At 69.3% G+C, this 20,347-nt stretch carries 20 protein-coding genes; 11 read left to right on the top strand and 9 right to left on the bottom strand.

Annotated features, from left to right (window positions below):
* Positions 1-133 precede the first annotated feature (133 nt).
* A complete protein-coding gene (locus BJY22_RS01315) occupies positions 134-2,005 on the bottom strand; it encodes a DUF5107 domain-containing protein (RefSeq protein ID WP_202890946.1) in 1,872 nt (623 codons plus the stop codon).
* Between the two features lie 43 nt (positions 2,006-2,048).
* On the opposite strand from BJY22_RS01315, the gene BJY22_RS01320 reads away from it, so the two are divergent.
* A complete protein-coding gene (locus BJY22_RS01320) occupies positions 2,049-3,704 on the top strand; it encodes an FAD-binding dehydrogenase (protein ID WP_202890947.1) in 1,656 nt (551 codons plus the stop codon).
* A gap of 75 nt (positions 3,705-3,779) precedes the next feature.
* Positions 3,780-4,955 (top strand): prolyl oligopeptidase family serine peptidase, encoded by a 1,176-nt coding sequence (locus BJY22_RS01325; protein ID WP_202890948.1) that lies wholly within the window; start codon positions 3,780-3,782, stop codon positions 4,953-4,955.
* Here the strand turns inward: BJY22_RS01325 and BJY22_RS01330 are convergent.
* A complete protein-coding gene (locus tag BJY22_RS01330; protein WP_167203351.1) occupies positions 4,939-5,817 on the bottom strand; it encodes a serine protein kinase RIO in 879 nt (292 codons plus the stop codon). The genes BJY22_RS01325 and BJY22_RS01330 overlap by 17 nt on opposite strands.
* Positions 5,818-5,966: 149 nt before the next feature.
* Positions 5,967-6,695, bottom strand: a complete 729-nt coding sequence (locus tag BJY22_RS01335; protein ID WP_167203352.1) for an NIPSNAP family protein — start codon at positions 6,693-6,695, stop codon at positions 5,967-5,969.
* A 169-nt stretch (positions 6,696-6,864) separates the two neighbouring features.
* Between BJY22_RS01335 and BJY22_RS01340 the strand changes: the two genes are divergently transcribed.
* The 3 genes from BJY22_RS01340 to ku are packed head-to-tail and all read left to right on the top strand — an operon-like array spanning position 6,865 to position 9,513.
* Complete coding sequence (locus BJY22_RS01340) at positions 6,865-7,659, top strand: sigma-70 family RNA polymerase sigma factor (RefSeq protein ID WP_337757985.1); 795 nt, start codon at positions 6,865-6,867, stop codon at positions 7,657-7,659.
* A gap of 31 nt (positions 7,660-7,690) precedes the next feature.
* Positions 7,691-8,563 carry a hypothetical protein gene (locus BJY22_RS01345; RefSeq protein WP_167203353.1) on the top strand — a complete coding sequence of 291 codons (873 nt, stop codon included), beginning with the start codon at positions 7,691-7,693 and terminating at the stop codon, positions 8,561-8,563.
* A gap of 50 nt (positions 8,564-8,613) precedes the next feature.
* Positions 8,614-9,513: a non-homologous end joining protein Ku gene (gene ku, locus BJY22_RS01350; protein ID WP_167203354.1), complete on the top strand. Its 900-nt coding sequence runs from the start codon at positions 8,614-8,616 to the stop codon at positions 9,511-9,513.
* Here the strand turns inward: ku and BJY22_RS01355 are convergent.
* Positions 9,510-10,367 carry a LysR substrate-binding domain-containing protein gene (locus tag BJY22_RS01355; RefSeq protein WP_167203355.1) on the bottom strand — a complete coding sequence of 286 codons (858 nt, stop codon included), beginning with the start codon at positions 10,365-10,367 and terminating at the stop codon, positions 9,510-9,512. The two genes, ku and BJY22_RS01355, sit on opposite strands and share 4 nt — an antisense overlap.
* A 72-nt stretch (positions 10,368-10,439) precedes the next feature.
* Between BJY22_RS01355 and BJY22_RS01360 the strand changes: the two genes are divergently transcribed.
* Positions 10,440-11,129 carry a type 1 glutamine amidotransferase domain-containing protein gene (locus BJY22_RS01360; RefSeq protein ID WP_202890949.1) on the top strand — a complete coding sequence of 230 codons (690 nt, stop codon included), beginning with the start codon at positions 10,440-10,442 and terminating at the stop codon, positions 11,127-11,129.
* On the opposite strand, the gene BJY22_RS01365 is transcribed toward BJY22_RS01360, so the two are convergent.
* Complete coding sequence (locus tag BJY22_RS01365; protein WP_167203356.1) at positions 11,102-11,755, bottom strand: hypothetical protein; 654 nt, start codon at positions 11,753-11,755, stop codon at positions 11,102-11,104. The genes BJY22_RS01360 and BJY22_RS01365 overlap by 28 nt on opposite strands.
* A gap of 152 nt (positions 11,756-11,907) precedes the next feature.
* Here BJY22_RS01365 and BJY22_RS01370 point away from each other — a divergent pair, with 152 nt between their 5' ends.
* The gene (locus tag BJY22_RS01370; RefSeq protein ID WP_167203357.1) at positions 11,908-14,007 is read left to right on the top strand and encodes a thiamine pyrophosphate-dependent enzyme; all 2,100 of its coding nucleotides are present in this window, start codon (positions 11,908-11,910) and stop codon (positions 14,005-14,007) included.
* Here BJY22_RS01370 and BJY22_RS01375 read toward each other — a convergent pair.
* Entirely contained in the window at positions 14,000-14,476 is a 477-nt protein-coding gene (locus BJY22_RS01375; RefSeq protein ID WP_167203358.1) for a DnaJ family domain-containing protein, read from the bottom strand. The two genes, BJY22_RS01370 and BJY22_RS01375, sit on opposite strands and share 8 nt — an antisense overlap.
* A 161-nt stretch (positions 14,477-14,637) precedes the next feature.
* On the opposite strand from BJY22_RS01375, the gene BJY22_RS01380 reads away from it, so the two are divergent.
* From BJY22_RS01380 to BJY22_RS01390, 3 genes are read left to right on the top strand one after another with little or no spacing between them, the layout of a single operon-like run.
* A complete protein-coding gene (locus BJY22_RS01380) occupies positions 14,638-16,182 on the top strand; it encodes an aldehyde dehydrogenase family protein (protein WP_167203359.1) in 1,545 nt (514 codons plus the stop codon).
* Positions 16,182-17,336, top strand: a complete 1,155-nt coding sequence (locus BJY22_RS01385) for an NAD(P)/FAD-dependent oxidoreductase (protein WP_167203360.1) — start codon at positions 16,182-16,184, stop codon at positions 17,334-17,336. Before BJY22_RS01380 ends, BJY22_RS01385 begins: the two co-directional genes overlap by 1 nt.
* Positions 17,336-18,262 (top strand): ornithine cyclodeaminase family protein, encoded by a 927-nt coding sequence (locus BJY22_RS01390; protein WP_167203361.1) that lies wholly within the window; start codon positions 17,336-17,338, stop codon positions 18,260-18,262. The genes BJY22_RS01385 and BJY22_RS01390 overlap by 1 nt, the downstream gene beginning before the upstream one ends.
* A gap of 73 nt (positions 18,263-18,335) precedes the next feature.
* On the opposite strand, the gene BJY22_RS01395 is transcribed toward BJY22_RS01390, so the two are convergent.
* From BJY22_RS01395 to BJY22_RS01405, 3 genes are read right to left on the bottom strand one after another with little or no spacing between them, the layout of a single operon-like run.
* The gene (locus BJY22_RS01395; RefSeq protein ID WP_167203362.1) at positions 18,336-19,079 is read right to left on the bottom strand and encodes an SDR family NAD(P)-dependent oxidoreductase; all 744 of its coding nucleotides are present in this window, start codon (positions 19,077-19,079) and stop codon (positions 18,336-18,338) included.
* Positions 19,076-19,555 carry an SRPBCC domain-containing protein gene (locus BJY22_RS01400; RefSeq protein ID WP_167203363.1) on the bottom strand — a complete coding sequence of 160 codons (480 nt, stop codon included), beginning with the start codon at positions 19,553-19,555 and terminating at the stop codon, positions 19,076-19,078. The genes BJY22_RS01395 and BJY22_RS01400 overlap by 4 nt, the downstream gene beginning before the upstream one ends.
* Positions 19,552-19,899: an ArsR/SmtB family transcription factor gene (locus BJY22_RS01405; RefSeq protein WP_167203364.1), complete on the bottom strand. Its 348-nt coding sequence runs from the start codon at positions 19,897-19,899 to the stop codon at positions 19,552-19,554. The genes BJY22_RS01400 and BJY22_RS01405 overlap by 4 nt, the downstream gene beginning before the upstream one ends.
* A gap of 57 nt (positions 19,900-19,956) precedes the next feature.
* On the opposite strand from BJY22_RS01405, the gene BJY22_RS01410 reads away from it, so the two are divergent.
* Entirely contained in the window at positions 19,957-20,298 is a 342-nt protein-coding gene (locus tag BJY22_RS01410; RefSeq protein WP_167203365.1) for a hypothetical protein, read from the top strand.
* Positions 20,299-20,347 lie beyond the last annotated feature (49 nt).

A 20,347-nucleotide genomic window follows, 5' to 3' on the forward strand; every position in this document is an offset into this window, starting at 1 on the left:
CGGCTTTTGCCGCTCACCCGGTGGGACGCCACCGGACTCCACTTGGTTCCAGGTAAGTACAAAAACTTTTCTACAGGACCATAGTAGAGTCCGGTGGAGCGGTGTTGCTAGAGGTAGAGTTGACCTGTAGTTGTCAGTTTCCGCCCATTCCGAACTGGTACTGCGGCGGAACTGGCCGCTGTGTGCCAAGCGCCTCCTCGGCGGCCAGCCAGTAGTCGGTGAGCGGATTCGCACCCTCCCGGACCGTGGCCAGCTGGATCCCGGCAGCCAGCAGTTCGTGCGCCGCCGCCGGATCGCCGGTCTCCAAGGCATGCCGGACGCGCAGCAGCTGGATCCGCGGGTCATCGGGCGCGTGCGCGAGCAGCCGCTCCGCCAGCGGTACGTCGCTGTCCAGCGCCGCCGCGACAGCCTCCGCGACGAGGGGCACCAGATCGGGCCGGAGCGCTACAGCGCGCTCGTAGTACAGCAACTCTCCCGTGACTACACCGAGGTTGCGTAGAGCCCAGGCGTTGTCACCGGACAGCTGCCACGCCTCGATCGCACCGTCGATGTCACCATGGTGGTGCCGCGACACACCGCGGTGGTACCAGACCAGCCAGTTGTCCTCCGCCGCCTCCAGCAGCTCCCGCCACGCCACCAGAGTTCCGTCCGGTACGTCGACCTCAGCCGGCAACTGTCCGTCGAGCAGCGGCAGCCACGCCCGCTCCCGCGACGTCAACGTGTCCTCGCTGAACGGCGTACCGACCGACACATTCCATCCGGTCCGCTTCAGCTCCAACGCTCCCCACCCGGATCCGACAGCGAGCCGCTCCGCGGGAGCCGAGTCGACAATCTCGAGCCAGGCCTTCTCGCGCCCAGGCAACCCGTCGAGCACAGGCCGCAGAGCAGTAGCGCCTGCGCCCCGAGCTGCCTGCCAGTCCTCGGAATGCGCCGCACCGGCGTCCAGGGAAAGGCGCCCGTACGCCTCCAACCAGGTCCAAGAGGTAGCGGCAGGCAGCTTCAGGTGCTCCATCTGCGTGCGAGCGAGCCCGGCCTGAATCTCGGCGTACCCGTCCCCCTCGAGCCCCGGCGACAACCACTCCTGCCAGCGCCGTCCACCGTCGCCCTGACCCCAGACGAACAGCTTCCGGCCCCGCAACCGCTCGGTCGAGGCCTGCACCAACCCCGCACCGTTCCCGTCGACGGACGCGATCCACGACCGCTCCCCGGCCAGCGGTTCGAAGAAGTAGTCGACGGCCCGTGGATGCCGCATCGGATACGTCAGCTCCGTCTCGACTTCGATCAGGTCGAGCCGGCTGGTGTACCCGAACCGCCAGGCCTGGTCCGCGGGGACGAGCACCCGCCGGTCGGGCGACTGCGGAACGGCGATGTTCGACCACCAGTACGCCGGGACCTCGACGTCGGACGGGTTCTGCAGCCGTACGCCGACGTACAGGAACTCGGAGTCCTCCGGCAGCCAGAAGTCGAGTTGGGTGACGAGGTTGCGGGTCCGTTCGAGCTCCCACAGCCGCAGGACCGGCGTACCGTCGGGGCCTTCGACGCGCGCGGCGTGCATCGGTGCGCAGGTGCCGGTCCAGTGGCCGGTGCTGCCGACGTTCCACTCGACGCCGCCCGCGAACCAGGCGTTGCGCAGGGCGAGATTGGCGGGCTGGAAGACGGGATTGCGGTAGAGCAGTTCTTCCTCGGTGGCCTTGTGCACGAGCGAGTACAGCCGCCCGCCGAGGCTCGGCAGGACGGTCGCGCGGAGGTGGTCGTTCTCGAGCACCAGCGCCGGGAACGACGTCTCGACCAGCGTGCGGTCGTAGCCGTCCTGGTTGAGGCAGGGCAGCGGGCTGTGCAGCCGCCCGTACTCGATGTTCTCGCGGAGGTCGGCGGGAAGTTCGGCGAGGTTCGCGACTTGGTGGGGCTCGCGCTGCATGCGCAGCGGCGGGAGCGGATCCTCCTCGCCGAGCGAGGCGGCGGGCAGGACGAGAGTGTGCGCGAAAAGGATTGTCACAGCCGCCATCTTTTCAAGTGCACTGTCTTCCAAGTGCGCTATACAAGTGGCCATGGACGCTGATGTGATCGTCGTCGGGGCGGGACTGGCCGGGCTGGCGGCGACCGCCGAGCTGGCCGACGCGGGCCGGAAGGTGCTGCTGCTGGACCAGGAACCCGAGGCGTCGCTCGGCGGCCAGGCATTCTGGTCGTTCGGCGGGCTGTTCTTCGTCAACTCCCCCGAGCAACGACGGATGGGGATCCGGGACTCGCACGAGCTCGCGCTGCAGGACTGGCTCGGGTCGGCCGGCTTCGACCGGCTGGACGACGAGGACCAGTGGGCCCGGCAATGGGCCGAGGCGTACGTCGACTGGGCGGCCGGCGAGAAGCGTGCCTGGCTGTACGCGCAGGGCGTGCGGTTCTTCCCCGTGGTCGGGTGGGCGGAGCGCGGCGGCTACAACGCCGACGGCCACGGCAACTCGGTTCCGCGGTTCCACATCACCTGGGGCACCGGGCCGGGGCTGGTCGCGCCGTTCGAGCGCCGGGTGCGCGAAGCGGTGGCGAAAGGACTGGTCGAGTTCCGGTTCCGGCACCGGGTCGACGAGCTGACCATGACCGGCGGTGCGGTCGACGGTGTCGCGGGCAAGGTGCTCGAGCCCAGCGACGTACCGCGGGGTGTGTCGAGCTCGCGCGCCGAGGCCGGGGACTTCGACCTCAAGGCGCAGGCGGTGATCGTCACGTCCGGCGGGATCGGCGGCAACCACGACCTGATCCGCGCGCAGTGGCCGCAGCGGATGGGTGAGCCGCCGCGGCAGATGATCAGCGGCGTACCGGCGCATGTGGACGGCCGGATGCTCGCGATCACCGAACGCGCCGGCGGCCGGTACGTGAACCGGGACCGGATGTGGCACTACACCGAAGGCATCCAGAACTGGGACCCGGTCTGGCCGATGCACGGCATCCGGATCCTGCCGGGTCCGTCGTCGCTGTGGTTCGACGCGACCGGCAAGCGGCTGCCGGTGCCGTTGTTCCCCGGGTTCGACACGTTGGGGACACTCGAGCACATCATGCGGACCGGGTACGACTACACGTGGTTCGTGCTGACGCAGAAGATCATCGAGAAGGAGTTCGCGCTCTCCGGTCAGGAGCAGAACCCGGACCTGACGAACAAGGACATCCGGGGTGTCCTCGGCCGGGCCCGCGGCGGCGCGACGGTCCCGGTGCGGGCGTTCATGGAAAAGGGCACCGATTTCATCGTCCGAGGCAACCTTCCGGACCTGGTCCGCGGGATGAACGACCTGACCGGCGACAACCTGATCGACCTCGACGACCTGGAGCGGCAGATCGTCGCGCGGGACCGGGAGCTGGCCAACGCCTTCACCAAGGACCTGCAGATCACCGCGCTGCGCGGTGCCCGCAACTACCGCGGCGACAAGCTGATCCGGGTCGCCTCGCCGCACCGGATCCTCGACCCGAAGGCCGGCCCGCTGATCGCGGTCCGGCTGAACATCCTGACCCGCAAGTCCCTCGGCGGCCTGCAGACCGATCTGGAGTCGCGGGTACTGCGGTCCGACGGCACACCACTGCCCGGCGTCTACGCGGCCGGCGAGGTCGCGGGCTTCGGCGGTGGCGGCGTCCACGGCTACCGATCACTCGAAGGCACCTTCGTCGGCGGTTGCTTGTTCACCGGCCGTACGGCGGGACGCGCGGCCGCGAAAGCGGTGTCCTAGGACCACATCGGCACGCGGCGCGATATGTGCCGCGAGCAGGTGTCCGGCCCGGGTGGCGACTCCTAGCGTGACGCCATGCGCCGCCTCCTCGTTCTCTGCATCGCCCTGCTGCTCGCGGGGTTGACCACCGTGCCGGCCAATGCACACCGCCCGGTCCGCGTACCGGGCGCCGAATATCAGGAAGTCGCACAGCTCGACGACCTGACCACGGCCGGGACCGTCGCGTCCGGTCATACCAACCCGGCCGACTACGCGGGGCTGACCCACTCGAGGTTGCCGCAGCGGTCCGGCGTACCCGGCGTGCAGATCGACGGGTACTTCCCCGACAACTCGCACACCAACACCAACCACGGGTGGAACCACGACGCGCAGTTCGTGATCCGCCTGCCGCGGACCTGGAACGGCGGGCTCGTCGTGGCCGGGTCACCCGGTGTGCGGGCGCAGTACGCGAACGACAAGGCGATCTCGGACTACGTGCTCTCGCTCGGCTACGCGTACGCCGCCACGGACAAGGGCAACACGGGCGCGACGTTCCACACCGACGGCCTGCGCCCGGGCGACGCGATCGTCGAGTGGAACGTGCGAACGACCCAACTGGCGCGGGCGGCCCGCGCGACCGTGGCGCAGTACTACGGCCACCCGGCGCGCGAGGTGATCGCGGCCGGGATCTCGAACGGCGGCTACCTGGTCCGCTGGCAGCTCGAGAACCATCCCGAGCTGTTCACCCGCGGCGTCGACCTCGAGGGGACACTGTGGACCGCCGATGGGCCGAACCTGTTCACGTACTTGCCCCAGGCAATCAAAGGCTACGAGAACCACGACACCGCAGCGATCGTGGCCGCAGGCTTCGATCCGCGGTCGGACTTCCTCTGGGACTACCACTACACCGTCTACTGGAAGCTGACCCAGCGCATCTACGCCGCCGAACTCGACCCGACATACACCGGCACCGAAGCAGACTACGACTACACGCAACGCCCGGAGGCTCACAAGGCGATCAGCCGGATCGCACTCACCGGCAACATCCGAAAACCACTGACGACGATCCACGGTACGTACGACAGCCTGCTTCCGATCGTCCAGGACTCGGATGTGTACAGCACCATGGTCAACCAGGCGGGTCGGTCAGCTTTGCACACGTACCAGCGGGTCGAGGCAGGCAACCATGTCGACGGCCTCGTCGACGCCTACCCCGACCGGCTGGTGCCGCTCGTCCCGCTGTTGCAGCAGGCAATCAGAACACCATCGTGAGGAGGTCGGCGAACAGTTCCTGCTCGTCGATCTCCAGCCCGCGGTTCGTGAACCACGTGGCCATGTTGTGGCAGTCGCGCAGCAGGAAGTCCATGCCCTTCGGGTTGCCGACGATGTCGATCACCTGCGGCAGGTCGATCATCACGATCCGATCGGCCTGGGCGAGGACGTTGTACGGCGAGAGGTCGCCGTGTGCCAGCCCGGCCCGGGCCAGCTCACGCATCCCGTCGCGGAGCTGCTCGAAGTACACGCCGAGCAGCTCCCTCGACGGCCGGACCTGGGCGAGCCGTGGCGCGGCACCGCCCTCACCGTCGTCGATGAACTCCATCAGCAGCTCGGTACCGTCCACCTGCACGGGGTACGGCACCGGGACGCCGGCCTTCCACAGCCGGTTCAGGGCGTCCCATTCGGCGTACGCCCACTGCCCGGCCGCGACACTGCGCCCGTGCGCGGTCTTCTTGTGCATCGCCCGGCTGTCGCGGCTGTTGCGGGTACGGCGCCCTTCGACGTACGCCGTACTGCGGTGGAAAGTGCGGTGCTCCTCGGTGCGGTACCGCTTCGCGGCCAGCAGGGAGGACTTCGCCGGGTTGTCGCCGATGGCTTCGACGGCCCGTTCGACCAGGAAGACGTCGGCTTCCTTACCGGTTTTGAGGACGCCGAGCTCGGTGTCGATCGCGGCCTGCTCCGTCACAACCCACGAGGGGCGTGGTTCCGGGCCGCGAGAACCGCGCTCGACGTCCAGCCAGGTGGACCAGCGCTGATCCGGGCCGAGCGTCTCGTCGACCGAATGGAACTGGAAGACGAAGGCGTCGGTTTCGAGGTCTGAGTAGTCAGTGGTGAGTTCGTACTCGGAAGAGGACAACTGGAGTGCTCCTGAACCTTGAAGTGAGACTGATGCGGACATACCGCAGCACAGTGATGGCCATCCGTCAGCCCTCCTTCGGTCCAGGCAGCGTTCGTCGCCGCTCGGTCACCCCAGGATGCCCGCCCACCCAAGAGCCCGCAACGCATTTACCGGAACTGCGACCGCGCGGTCGGCCGGAGCCGCAACTCGTGCGCGGGCTTCACCGATCGGCAGACCAGCTCCGGCAGCACGCGTTCCCGCCACACCCGCGACGCGTCGAGCTGCCTCCGGTGTACGTCGTACGCCGCCTCGTCGGCGAACCGCGCGAACCAGGCGAGCACCACCTCGTCCCGCAACGGCAGCTGCGGAAAGTTGTTCTCGGCAACCAGACTCTCGAACACCGCGACCGGCTCGGCGCCGGTCGCGGACAGCACGGGAACGACGTGATCGGTGAAGAACTCGACGAACTGGTCCTCCGGCGCGCCGCGGTGATACACGGCGCCGGCGATCAGCGAGGGCCCGACGGCGTCCGGCCGTGGCGCGTCGGGGGCGGGGTAGCCGGGACCGAGCCGCACCGGCCGCAGCAGCAGGGCGTTGTCCGAGTCGATCATCGTCGCGTTCGCCGCCGCGGCGTGCTCGCGCCAGACCGGGCCGTAGTAGAACTCGTTCAGCGCCGCCGCCCGCGCCGGCAGGTCCCGGAACCCACGGATCCAGACGAACCGGTCCGGATCGTCCAGATCGCGGAACTGACCGGCGACGTGCATCCCGGTCTGCTCCTGCCCTTCGACGAAGTGGGTGTCGAAGAGATCGATCAAAGTGTCCCGGCTGCCGGGGTGCAGGGTGTACTGGCGCAGGTCGACGACGGCGCAGCATTCGTGGGGGCAGCAATCGTTCATGAGTGCGAGCCAACCACTGAAACCTGACAGTTACTGTCAGGCGACAGGCGTTTCAAACAGCCGTAACAGCCGGGTACTTGAAAGCTCCGGCCGAGTTTGATCTGGTGGACGTAAGTGGTTCAGCCCCCTGCCACCCAGACCTGCACGACGACACGACGAGGTATCTCCCGTGACGATCGCAGCTCCCGAACGCTCCCAGCAGAGCATCGCCGACGCCACGCACGAGCTACTGCTCGAGGCGCACAGCGTCCCAGATCCCCGCCATCAGGCCTGCCTCGACGAGGTCGTGCTGCTGAACGCTCCGGTGGCGAGATCGATCGCGTCCCGCTACCGCAGCAAGGGCGTGGACTCCGACGATCTCGAACAGGTCGCGTACCTCGGCCTGGTGAAGGCCGCGAACGGGTACCGCCTGGACGCGTCGACAGCGTTCCTGTCGTACGCCGTACCGACCATCCGCGGCGAGCTGAAACGGTACTTCCGCGACTGCGCCTGGACGATCCGGCCGCCGCGGCGCGTGCAGGAGATGCAGGGCAGCATCGCGGCCGCCGAGCCGGAGCTGATCCAGCGGCTCGGCCACGTGCCGACCGACGAGGAGACCGCGGAGGCGCTCGGCACCGATCCGGCCGAGGTCGCGGAGGCCACGTCGGTCCGCGGTTGCTTCAGCACACTCTCCCTGGACGCCCCCGGCGCCGCGGAGGGCGGGACGAGCCTGCTCGAGACGGTCGCCGACGCCGAGGACGGCTACGACCTGGTCGAGAACGTGCATACCCTGTCGCCCGCGGTCGCGAACCTCGGCGACCGGGACAAGCGCATCCTCCAGCTGCGGTTCTGCAACGGCTTCACCCAGGAGGAGATCGGCCAGGAGCTCGGGGTGAGCCAGATGCAGGTCTCCCGCCTGCTGCGCGGCATCCTCGAGACCCTGCGCAGCGAACTGGCCGAGCGCCCCGGTCTCACCAGAACCTGATTCGGGTACCTGATTCGGGTACCGTCGCCTCGTGGACTTCGAGGAGGCGGCGGATGCGGTGTATGCGGCGCCGGCGGCCGACTTCATTGCTACTCGCAACGAGCTCGCCAAGCGACTGAAGGCCGACGGCGACCCGCTCGCCGCGACCCGGCTGAAGGCGCTGCGCAAGCCGACGGTCGCGGCCTGGATCGCGAACCTGCTCGCCCGCAGGCTTCCGGACGAGCTGGATGACCTGCTCGCGCTCGGTGACGAGTTCCGCGAGGCCACCGCCGACCTGGACGGCGAGCGGCTGCGCGAGCTCACGCCGAAGCGGCACCAGTTGCTGGACAAGCTGGCCAAGGAGGCCGCGCGGCTGGCGGCCGACGAGGGCCAGAAGATCAGCGCGGACGTCGGCCAGAAGCTGCGCGAGACGCTGGACGCTGCGTTGGTGGATCCGGCCGCGGGCGACGCCGTACGCGAGGGGCGGTTGAGCAGCGCGCTGCGGCACGTCGGATTCGGCGTGGTCGACGAGAACGGCGAGCCGTCCAACGTCACACCGCTCACCGACGAGCGCCGTAAGGCGGCGCGGGACCGCCGCAAGGCGCAGCAGGCCGAGGAACAGGCGAAGGGCTCCGCGGCCGAGCAGAAGCAGCGGGAGGCCGAGCAGGAGGAGGCCGAGGAGCGCGAGCGCGAGGCGGCGAAGGCCGAGGCACGGCAGGCCTTCGAGGACGCGGTCGCGGCCGCCCAGGAGGCCGAGGCCCGGGTCGAGGACCTCGACACCCAGCTCGACAACGCCCGCGAGGCGCTGGCCGAGGCGCAGGCCCTGGTCCATCGCGTGGGCGCCGAGCTGGACGAGGCCCGGCGGGAGGCGCGGGAGGCGCAGAAGGAGAGCCGCGAGGCGCGGAAGCGGTACAACCGGCTCTGATCTGGGTACCGGCCGGTGCGACCTCGGGCGGTACCGGAAGGAGTCGGCGGATGGCACGGGCGATCTGGAGCGGATACATCAACTTCGGCCTGGTCTCGGTGCCGGTCGGCCTCTACAGCGCGACACAGGAACACGAGATCGACTTCCATCAGTTCCAGAAGGGGACGTCCGACCGGATCCGGTACAAGCGGGTGAACGAGCGCACCGGTCGCGAGGTCCCGTACGAGAAGATCGTGAAGGGGCACGACGTCGGCGGCGGCGAGTACGTCATCGTCGAGCCCGACGAGCTCGACGACATCGCGCCGGGCAAGTCCCGGTCGCTGGAGATCGACACGTTCGTCGACCTGGACGAGATCGACCCGATGCACTTCCAGAAGAGCTACTACCTCGGCCCGTCGGATCCCGAGAACGCCTCGTCGTACGCCCTGCTCCGGGACGCTCTGGCCAAGACGAACCGGGCCGGGATCGCGAAGTTCGTGATGCGCGGCAAGGAGTACCTGGCAACGATCCGGGCCGACGAGAAGGTCCTCGTGCTGGAGACGATGTTCTTCGCCGACGAGATCCGCGACCCCGACGAGGAGCTCGGCGAACTCCCGCGCAAGGCGGGCGCCGGCAAGCAGCTGTCGATGGCCGTCGACCTGATCGAGGCGATGAGCGGCGAGTGGAAACCGTCGGCGTACCAGGACACCTACACCGAGCGGGTCAAGGACCTGGTGAAGGCCAAACACCAGGGCAAGGAGGTCGTGTACGCCGAGGAGGAGCCGCAGGCCACCAACCCGACCGACGTGGTCGCCGCGCTCCGGGCCAGCGTCGAGGAGGCGCGCAAGGCCCGCAGTACCAAGAAGCGCCCGGCGAAGAAGGCCGCCACCAAGAAGACGACGACGGCAAAGAAGAGCACTGCCAAGAAGTCGACCACGAAGAAGAGCGCGTCGAAGAAGAAGGCCGCTTAGCGCGCGAAGTGGCGGACCAGCTCGTCGCGGACGGCGATCGCGGCGCTCCGCGGTCCCGCGTCCGAGCGGGTGGTCAGGTAGAGCGTGTTCAACGGCGGCAGCTCCGGCTCGGACAGCAACACCAGCTCACCGGTCGCCAACGCCTCTTCACACAGGTACGTCGGCAGCACGCTCGCGCCGGCGCCCGCGCGGACCGCGGCCAGCACGCCCCGCAGATCGGGTACGACGAGATCCACCGTCCGGGTGAGCCGCGACCCGAACACGGTGCGCCAGTAGCGCCGCAGGATCGGAGCCTCCTCGCCGTACGCGATCAACGGGGTCTTCCGCAGGGGCTCCGCGGACCAGTGCGGCGCCGCGACCAGCGCGAAGACTTCGTCGTAGAACGGCGTGACCCGCAGTCCCGCTCGCCGCGGGCGGACCGAGCTGACCACCAGGTCGAGGCTGCGGTTGAGCAGCCGATCCAGCAGGTCGTCCGGCAGACCGAACGTCGTCCGCACCTGCAGCCCGGTCGCGAACCGCTCGGCGAGCGCGGGCAGGACCTGGTGGCAGAGGAAGTCCGCTGGTCCACCGAGATGGAGCGTCGCGGCGACCGGTGCGTCGAGCTCATCGCGGAGCAGCCCTTGCAGCGCGTCGATCGGGTCGGCGACCCGGCGAGCCAGCTCGTCACCGGCGCCGGTCGGGCGGACGCCGCGGGCCTGCCGCTCGAACAGCGACCGCCCGAGAGCGGACTCCAGCGCCTTGAGCTGAGCGGTCACGGTCGGCTGCGACAGCCCGAGCGTCTCCGCGGCGCCGGTGACCGATCCGGCGCGGTGCACGGCAAGGAACGTACGGAGCAGGTCGAGTGAGGCGCTCACATCGGAAATCTTATGCCTCAGGGCAGCTCAGCCTATTGGTTTCCGATAGGTGCGGCCTTGCACCATGAGCACATGACACGCGTACTGATTGCTCTCACCAGCCACTCCGAGCTCGGCGGCACCGGCCGGAGTACCGGCTTCTACGTCTCCGAGGCCGCCGAGCCGTGGGCTGTGTTCCAGAAGGCCGGCTTCGAGGTCGGCCTCGTCTCGGTCCGCGGCGGCCGCCCGCCGGTCGACGGGCTGGACGACACGGATCCGATCCAGCAGAAGTTCCTCGCCTCGGTGGATCTCGACCACACCGCGACCGCCGCCGACCTCGACGCCGCGTCGTACGACGCGATCTTCTTCGCCGGCGGACACGGGACGATGTGGGACTTCCCGCAGGACGAGGCGCTGGCATCGCTGGCGGCTGCGATCTACGAGCGCGGCGGTGTGGTCGCCGCGGTCTGCCACGGGCCGTCGGCACTCGTGAACCTGCGGCTGTCCGACGGCAGCTACCTGGTCGACGGGAAGAACGTCGCCGGCTTCACCAACGAGGAGGAGGCCGCGGTCGAGCTGACCGAGGTGGTTCCGTTCCTGCTCGCCGACGCCCTCACCGCTCGTGGCGCGATCCACCACCCGGCGCCGAACTTCACCACGCAGACGATCACCGACGGCCGGTTGGTCACCGGGCAGAACCCGCAGTCGGCCCGCTCGACGGGAGAGGCTGTCGTCGCCGTGCTCAGTCGGCGTGCTCAGTCGCCGGGCGTAGGAAGCAGGTAGCGGCCTGGGTCGGCCGGGGCGCCGGCGTCGAGCCAGCGGTGGAAGCCGTCGGGGTTGCGGCGTTCGAACTCGTCGAGGCAGATACGGCGTACCTCGGCGACTGCCTGGCGGTCGCGCGGCCCGGCGCCCTGGGCGAGCTGTGTCGCCGTCTCGGTCCAGACTCCGCACAGCTCCTCGATGCTGAGCGGGCACTGCAGGGAGGCGATCAGCTGCTCGTCCTCGACGAGCTGAGTCTCGGTCAAGCGCTCCAGCTTCCGCTGCCTGCGCGACGGCCGCTGCTGCGGATGCCGTTTCGGTACGGCGAAGTCGATCAGCACGAACACGGCGGCGAAGGTCAGCGCCGCCGTCACACCGAGTGCACCCCACGCGAGCAGCCGCACCATCCCGGGCAGGCACAGCACGGCCCCCGCCGCCGTCGCCGCAACCAGGACCGCCGACCCGTACGGCGCGTCGTCCGCGACGTGTCGTACGACGGCGGCCAACGGCCAGACCAGCGCGAACACCACGACCAGCAGGACCGACGCGGCGAGCGGACCGAGCAACAGGACACCGGCCAGCGCACCGGCTGTCCCGGCTCCGAGACCGGCCGCGGTCCCCACCCGCCGTACGACCTGCGACTGGCGCATCACACCTCACCCACCGTCACCACACCCCACAGAGTCCCCCTTACCCGAGGAACGAACAAGCCTGCGGCCCGGTTCCCCCTGACCCGCGCACCGAACGTGGTGACCTGTTCAACTCGTGGTCGTAGCTGTGATCGGCGGAATCTTCCCCGATCATGGATGAGATGAGGACCTTCGCCGAACGCGTCCGCGGCCTCGCACCGGCCCCGTGGGAGCACGAAGCAGAGTTGCTCCGCGGCCTGTACGACGCCCAGCTCGGCAGCCGGCACGCGGACCTGGCAGCCCGCTGGATGCAGTCCCAGGGCACCGGCTTCTACACGATCGGATCGGCCGGCCACGAGGGGAACGCGGCCGTCGCCGCCGCCCTGCGGCCGACCGATCCGGCGCTGCTGCACTACCGCTCCGGTGCCTTCTACCTGACCCGCGCGGCGCAGTGCGGCTCGAAGGACGGGCTGCGCGACATCCTGCTCGGCGTCGCGGCGGCCACCAGCGAGCCGATCGCCGGCGGCCGGCACAAGGTGTTCGGCCGGCACGAGCTGTCGATCATCCCGCAGACGTCGACGATCGCCTCCCACCTGCCGCGGGCGATGGGCGTCGCGTTCTCGATGAACCGGTCGGCGAAACTCGGCGTACCGTCCCCGTGGCCCGCCGACGCGATCGTCGTCACCAGTTTCGGCGACGCGTCCGCGAACCATTCCACCGCGACCGGGGCGATCAACGCGGCCCTGCACGCGTCGTACCAAGGCCTGCCGATGCCGCTGCTGCTGGTCTGCGAGGACAACGGGATCGGGATCAGCGTGCGTACGCCCGACGGCTGGATCCGGCAGGCGTACGGCCAGCGGCCGGGCCTGCGGTACTTCGACGCGGACGGCACCGATCTCGACGCGGCGCTGTCGATGGCGACCGAGGCGGCGACCTTCGTCCGACGGAACCGGCGGCCGGCGTTCCTGCGACTGCGGACCGTCCGGCTGCTCGGGCATGCGGGATCCGATGTCGAGGCGGCATACCGCTCCCCTGCCGAGCTGGCCGCGGACGAGGAGCTGGATCCGCTACTCGGTACGGCGCGCTACCTGCTCGGGGCCGGCGTCACGGCGGACGAGATCATCGAGCTGTACGAGGACAAGCGGGCCGAGGCGCTCCGGATCGCGGCCGAGGTCGCCGGCCTGCCGCAGCTGACCTCCGCCGAGGCTGTTGCCGCTCCGCTCCGCTTCCCGGAGCCGGATGCGGTGGCGGAAGCCCTGCCGCGGCGCACTCCGTCCGCGGAGCTCCTGACGCTGAGCCAGTCGATCAACCGGGCGCTGAGCGACGTACTGGCGTCGTACCCGGAGGCGATGGTCTTCGGCGAGGACGTCGGCCGCAAGGGCGGTGTGTACGGCGTGACGCGCGGGCTGCAGAAGGCATTCGGACCGGCGCGCGTGTTCGACACGCTGCTGGACGAGCAGTCGATCCTCGGTCTCGCGCTCGGCGCGGGCGTGTCGGGGCTGTTGCCGATGCCCGAGATCCAGTACCTCGCCTACCTGCACAACGCCGAGGACCAGCTCCGTGGTGAGGCGGCGTCGCTGAAGTTCTTCTCGCAGGAGCAGTACGCGAACCCGATGGTGCTGCGGATCGCCGGGTACGGATACCAGAAGGGTTTCGGCGGGCACTTCCACAACGACGACGCGATCGGCGTACTGCGGGACGTCCCGGGCATCGTGATCGCGTCACCGTCGCGGCCCGACGACGCGGCCGCGATGCTGCACGCGTGCGCGGCGGCGGCGCGGTCGTCCGGGACGGTGAGTGTGTACCTGGAGCCGATCGCGCTGTACCACCGGCGCGACCTGTACGACGACGGCGACGAGCGATGGCTGACGCCGTACCCGGAGGATCCGGTGCCGATCGGGCGCGGACGGACGTACGGCGACGGGACCGGGCTGACGATCGTGACGTTCGGGAACGGCGTACCGATGAGCCTGCGGGTCGCGGCGCGGGTGCCGGGCGTCCGGGTGCTCGACCTGCGCTGGCTGGCGCCGTTGCCGGTCGAGGATCTGTTGCGCGAGGCAAACATCACCGGGCGGGTGCTGGTCGCCGACGAGACCCGCCGGTCGGGCGGCGTGTCCGAGGGCGTCCTGGCCACACTGATCGACCACGGGTACACGGGCCGGCTCGCCCGCGTGACGAGCTACGACTCGTACGTCCCGCTCGGCGCGGCCGCGCACGAAGTACTGCTGAGCGAACACACCATCGAGAAGGCGGCCCGCGAACTGCTCAGCTGAACAAGCGCTGCCAGAAGGACTTCTTCTTCGGCTGTCGCCGTTCGGTGCGCGCGGTGATCGGCTCGCGGGCCGGGCGGTCCATCCGCCACTGGGCGATGATCGCGTCCTCGTTCACCGGGCCGGTCGGGACGACGGGGCCGGTGGTGTCGCGAATGGCGAGCCGGATCCGCTTGTTCAGGTCGGCCAGGTACTCGCGGACCTCGGACTCGCGGCGCATCCCACGGACCTTCTCGTGGACCTGGTCCTTCTCCTTGCGCAACTGGACCGCGGACGGCAGGAGCGCTTCGGTCTCGACGTCCTCGCGACGGATGAAGTCTTTCACCCACCAGTCGGGATCGTGCTGGTCGGCGAGCTTCAGCGGTTTGCCCGCCCCGGGCAGATTGTCGAACTCGCCCGCGTTCTGCGCTCGCTGGATCTGGGCCTCCACCCATTCCTGGGTGCTCATGCCCGGTGGTCTGCGCTTGGTCATGGCCACACCTCGTCTGTGGTCAGCGGCAGTTGCGTCGCAGTCCAGATTACCGCCTTGTGAATGCAATCACAAGGCCCGCTCGAGAGCGTGCGGCTCTGTGTCCGGACCGCCGGGTGCCACCGCCGTCTTAGGGTGGAGATCCACTACGAGGAGGTAGCCGTATGGCCGGTGAGGTGCTGTCCGTTGTCGGTGGAGAGCGAGTGGCGGACGCGGTACGGCGTACTCCGTCGACCAACCCCGCGCGGTTGAGCGAGGTCGTCGGGACGGTCGGCAGCGCCGGGCCGGAGGTGTTCGTCCGGGCGGCTCAGGCTGCGCGGGACGCACAGGGCGCCTGGGCGGCGACCCCAGCACCGCAGCGCGGCCAGGTCATCTCGAACGCGGGCCGGTTGATGACCGCCAACAAGGAGCGGCTCGCCGCGCTCGTCACGCAGGAGATCGGGAAGCCGATCGCGGAGGCGCTGGGCGAGGTGCAGGAGATCATCGACACCTGCGACTTCTTCCTCGGCGAAGGCCGCCGCCTGTACGGGCAGACCGTTCCGTCGGAAATGCCGGACAAGCAACTGTTCACGTTCCGGCGCCCGGTCGGAACGGTGGCCGTGATCACGGCCGGAAACTTTCCGGTCGCCGTTCCGTCCTGGTACATCGTGCCGGCACTGCTCTGCGGAAACACCGTGGTCTGGAAGCCGGCGGAATATTCCGCCGTCGTTTCCGACGCGTTCTACGAGATCTTCGCCCATGCCGGCGTACCGGCCGGGGTGTTCAACGTGGTGTACGCCGACGGGCCGGACACGTTCGCGGGACTCGAGCAGGCGTTGCAGGCCGGACTGGTCGACAAGGTCGGGTTCACCGGATCGAGTGCGGTCGGCACCCGGATCGGTGAGTTGTGCGGTCGCCACCTGCAGACCCCGTGCCTGGAGCTGGGCGGCAAGAACCCGATGGTGATCACCGAGGACGCCGACCTCGACCTGGCCGTCGAGGGCGCGTTGTTCTCCGGCTTCGGTACGGCGGGCCAACGCTGCACGTCCTTGGGTACGGCGATCGTGCACCGGTCGGTGTACAACGAGTTCCTGGACCGGTTCGGCCGGGCCACCGCGGACGCGGCGATGGGCGACCCGACACAGGACGTGTTGTTCGGGCCGCTGCTGGACGAGAAGTTCGCCGCCGGGTTCGAGAAGTCGCTGGGGTGGATCACCGCGCACCACCGGGTGATCGGCCGGACCGGGCGGGTCACGGCGGACAACCCTCGCCAGGGCTTCGTCGGGGATCCGGCGGCCGGGTTGTTCTACCACCCGACGATCGTGGCCGACGTCCGCGCGAACGACGAACTGTTCCTGAACGAGACGTTCGGGCCCGTCGTCGGCGTCACGCCGTACTCCACGCTCGACGACGCGATCGCACTGGGCAACCGGTCGGGGTACGGCTTGTCGAGCTCGATCTATACCACCGACCCGAACAAGGCGTTCCGGTTCGCGCAGGGGATCTCGGCCGGGATGGTCAGCGTGAACAACTCGACGTCCGGCGCCGAGGCACACCTGCCCTTCGGCGGGAACGGGAAGTCGGGCAACGGGTCACGGCAGAGCGGGATGTGGGTGCTGGACCAGTTCACCCGGTGGCAGTCGATGAACTGGGACTACTCGGGTCGGCTGCAGAAGGCGCAGATGGACACCGGGACCGTCGAGGCCGACCTGTCGTTCCAGCTGCCGTGATGGACACCGCCGACGTGGTGATTGTCGGCGGTGGCGTGATGGGGACGAGTATCGCCTTCCATCTCGCGGAGGCCGGCGTGGAGCGGGTGCTGTTGCTGGAGAAGGACCAGCTCGGCTCGGGGTCGACGTGCAAGGCGGCCGGCGGGGTGCGGGCGAACTTCTCCGACGAGGTGAACATCGCGCTCGGCGCCCGCAGCCTGGAGGCGTTCGCGCGGTTCGGTGAGCGCCCCGGTCAGGAGATCGACCTGCAACGGGTCGGATACCTGTTCCTGCTGGAAACCTTTGAGCAGGTCGAGCATTTCCGCGAGAGCACCGAACTGCAGAACAGGCTGCAGGACACCGCGGGCCTGCCGACCCGGATGTTGTCGGTCGACGAAGCGGTTTCCCTGGCGCCGGTGGTCGTACCGGACGGACTGGTGGGCGCGTGCTTCTCGCCGACCGCGGGGCATTGCACGCCGGAGTCCGTCGTGCTCGGCTACGCGTCGGCCGCCCGGCGACTCGGAGCGCGGCTGGTCACCGGCTGCGAGGTCCTGGGAATCGATGCTGTGGGCAACCAGATCTCGGTGGTGCGGACGAGCGGCGGCGACATTCGGACACCGACCGTGATCTGCGCGGCGGGCGCTTGGTCCGCGCAGATCGGAGCCATGGTCGGCGTCGACCTTCCGGTGGTCCCGCTGCGGCGGCAGATCGTCGTGACCGAGGCGATCCCGGGACTGCCTCCCCGGCTGCCGATGACGATCGACTTCGGCAGCACGTTCTACTTCCACCGGGAGGGTCCCCGGCTGTTGATCGGGCTGTCCGATCCCGACGAGGAACCCGGTTTCCATCTGGGCCGGACGGACGCGTGGATCCCGCGACTGACCGAGGCGATGGCGCGGCGCGCGCCGTCGCTGCTGGACATCGGGTTGAGCGGTGGGTGGGCCGGCCTGTACGAGGTGACACCCGATCACAACGCGCTGATCGGCGAGGACGGCACCGTGTCGCGGTTCCTCTACGCCACCGGATTTTCCGGACACGGTTTCCTCCAGGGCCCGGCGGTCGGCGAGGTCGTCCGCGACCTCTACCTGGGCCGCGAACCCTTCGTGGACGTCCGCCCCCTGACCGCCGCCCGGTTCCAGTCGTCCGGCATCCGCACCGAGAGGAACATCGTCTGATGACCCTGCTCCTCAACCGTTCCGGCATCCTCCGGTCGCTCGACGTCCCCGCGGTCCTCGACGTGTTGCGCACCGGTTTCCGGCACGCGGCGACGATCGAGCCGCTGCGGATCCGCACGGATCTCCCCGGACCCGGTACAGCGACCGCGCTGCTGCCGGGCGTGCTGCCCGGAATCCCGGCGTACACCGTGAAGGTCAACGCGAAGTTCCCTGGTGCCGCACCGGCGCTGCGCGGTGTCGTGTGCCTCCACGACCTGACCGACGGCACGCTCCTGGCGATCCTCGATTCGGCCACGGTCACCGCCTGGCGGACCGGTCTGGCGGCCGCGCTGGCAACCGACGTCCTGGCCCGCGCCGGAGCGGTCGGAGTCGTCGGCGCCGGCGCGCAGGCTGCGATGACCGTCCGCGGACTGACCGCCCTGCGTGCCGTCGACCGGCTCGTGGTGCACGACCTCGACAGCGACCGCGCCACGGAATTCCTTAAACAACAGGGGATTTCCGGCACAGTCGTCGACTCCCCCGCCGAAGTCGCCCGGCTGGCCGATCTCGTCGTGCTCGCCACCTGGTCCCGCGAGCCGCTCCTCACCGCGGCGGACAGCAGGCCAGGTCTCCACCTCACCACGCTGGGCGCCGACGAGCCGGGAAAGGTGGAGTTGTCCGCCGACCTGCTCTCCACCGCCCGCATGGTCGTCGACGACCGCGTCCTCGCCGAACGAATGGGTGCCCTAGGCAACGTTGGGTTGCCCGCGAGTGCTGCGCAGGCGACGCTGACCGACGTACTGACCGGGCGCGTCGCCGGACGTCGTTCGGCCGAGGAGATCACCGTGTACGCACCCGTCGGGCTGCCCTGGCAGGATCTGGCGATCGCCTGGCCGGTGTACCAAGCAGCCAAGGAGCAGGGGCCGGCGATCGACTTCCTGGAGTAGGTCCTGTCTGGCAATCCAGCGCCGTAGCGAGGAGTGCCCCGCAGTAGGCGATGCATCGCCAGACAGGACCTAGCTAGTTGACGACCGCGCCGGCGGTGAGGTTGAGGGCGGTGCCGGTGATCGAGCGGGCGTGGTCGGAGGCGGCGAAGGCCGCGACGGCGCCGACGTCGGCCAGGGTGGCGGCGCGGTTGAGCATCGTCTGCGACGCGGTGTACTCGGCCACCTCGCGGCGGAAGTCCTCGGGGTAGGTGTCCGGGTTCGACTCCGGGATTCCGTTGGTCTGCAGGGTGATCACGCGGACGCCGTGCGGTCCGAGCTCGCGGGCCAGGCTGCGCCGCAACGCCTCGACCGCGCCGAACCCGGCCTGGAACGCGCCGAGGTTCGCGGCCGGGTCGCCGTACCCGCCGAACGTGAGGATCACGCCGGAACGCTGCTTGATCATCTGCCGGGCGGCCGCGCGGGACGTGAGGTAGAACGTGCGGAACATGTTCCGCACCGGCTCCTCGACGTCGGCGAGCGGCATGTCGACCAGCGGCGTCCCGAAGTACTGCTTGTGGCCGATCAGGTTGAACGAGATGTCGATCCGGCCGACCGCGGCGGCGTGCTCGTCGACCGAGCGTTCGTCGAGCGCGTCGACGATCCCGGTCTCGGCCTTGCCGCCGGCGCGGCGGATCTCGTCCGCGACCCGCTCGAGGCGTTCCGCGGTCCGGCCGGCCAGGTGCACGGTCGCACCTTCGGCGGCAAACGTTTTCGCCACTGCGCCGCCGATCGGTCCGGCCGCGCCGTACACAATCGCCTGCTTGTCGGTGAGCATCATGAATGGGCCTCCTCGGCCAGTTCGGTGACGAGGTTCTCGAGTTGCCGCATGGACGCGCGGATGCCGCGCTCCATGCCGCCGTCGACGTACAGGTCGCGGTCCTCGACCGCGAAGAACACCGTTTTCTGGGTCAGCGTGGTGACCCCGTCGGCCTCGTCGAAGGTGATCAGGTTCAGGTAGACGGTCCCGGGCGCCTGGTCGAACTCGTACGTCTGCACGATCCGCTCAGGCGTCGGATCACCGTGATACAGCCCGTGGAACACGTAGCCCTTGCCGTCGCCGTCGTAGTGCGTCCACCGCCAGCGCCCGCCGTGCCGCGGATCGAGCTGGTTGACGATCAGCTCTAGGCCGGCGGGCCCGAGCCAGCGTTTCACCAGGTCGGCCTCGGTGTAGGCCCGGAACAGCAGCTCCTTGGGCGCGGCGAACGTCCGGATGATGACCACCTCGGGTACGCCGGGCTCCGCGATGACCTTCACGACTCCTCCTTCAGGTCGTCCAGCAGGTCGTCGAGACGGTCGAAGCTCTCCGCCCAGTAGGCGCGGTAGTCCATCAGCCAACCGACGGCCGTTCGCAGGGGCGCGGCCTCGAGATGACTGAGCCGTGCGGTCGCCCGCTGCGATCGGCTGATCAACCCGGCCTGCTCCAGCACCTTGAGATGTTTGGAGACGGCCGGTTGCGACATGCTGAACGGCGCCGCGAGCTCCGCGACCGTCGCGTCACCGTGCTTGAGCTGCGCCAGGATCGCCCGCCGGGTCGGATCGGCGAGCGCCGCGAAGACACCGCTCAACCCGTCTTCATAACCAAGTGGTTTCAGAACCATGTGGTTAAGGATGCGCGCCGATCACTCCGTTGTCAACGGTCGCGCCAGCTCTGCCAGATGCTCGGGTCGCACCAGGCCGGGTCGATGCCCTGCTGGATGCAGTACTGCCGGAGCAGCTCGTCCCTGGTCGCCGGAGTACTGGTGGGACGCGGTGGCCGCGGACTCGCGGTGCGCGTGGTCGTCCGGGTCGGCTTCGGCGTCGCGGACGTCGTTCGCTCGGTCGACCTGGTCGCCGTCGGCCTGCGGGTAGGTCGCTCCGTCGATCGCTCAGTAGGTCGACGACTCTCCTGGCTCGGCACCGGGATCGTCGGCACCCCCGCCGGCGTTGCCGTCGTGCGCGGTACGGCGGCAGTCGCCGAGCTGACCGCAACGGTCGACGACGCCGAGGCTTGTCGGTGAACCCGGCGCGGCTACTCGCGGCTTAGTCAGGTTAGGCTTACCTACATTT

This window comes from Kribbella shirazensis, assembly GCF_011761605.1.
In the GTDB taxonomy this organism is placed as follows: domain Bacteria; phylum Actinomycetota; class Actinomycetes; order Propionibacteriales; family Kribbellaceae; genus Kribbella; species Kribbella shirazensis.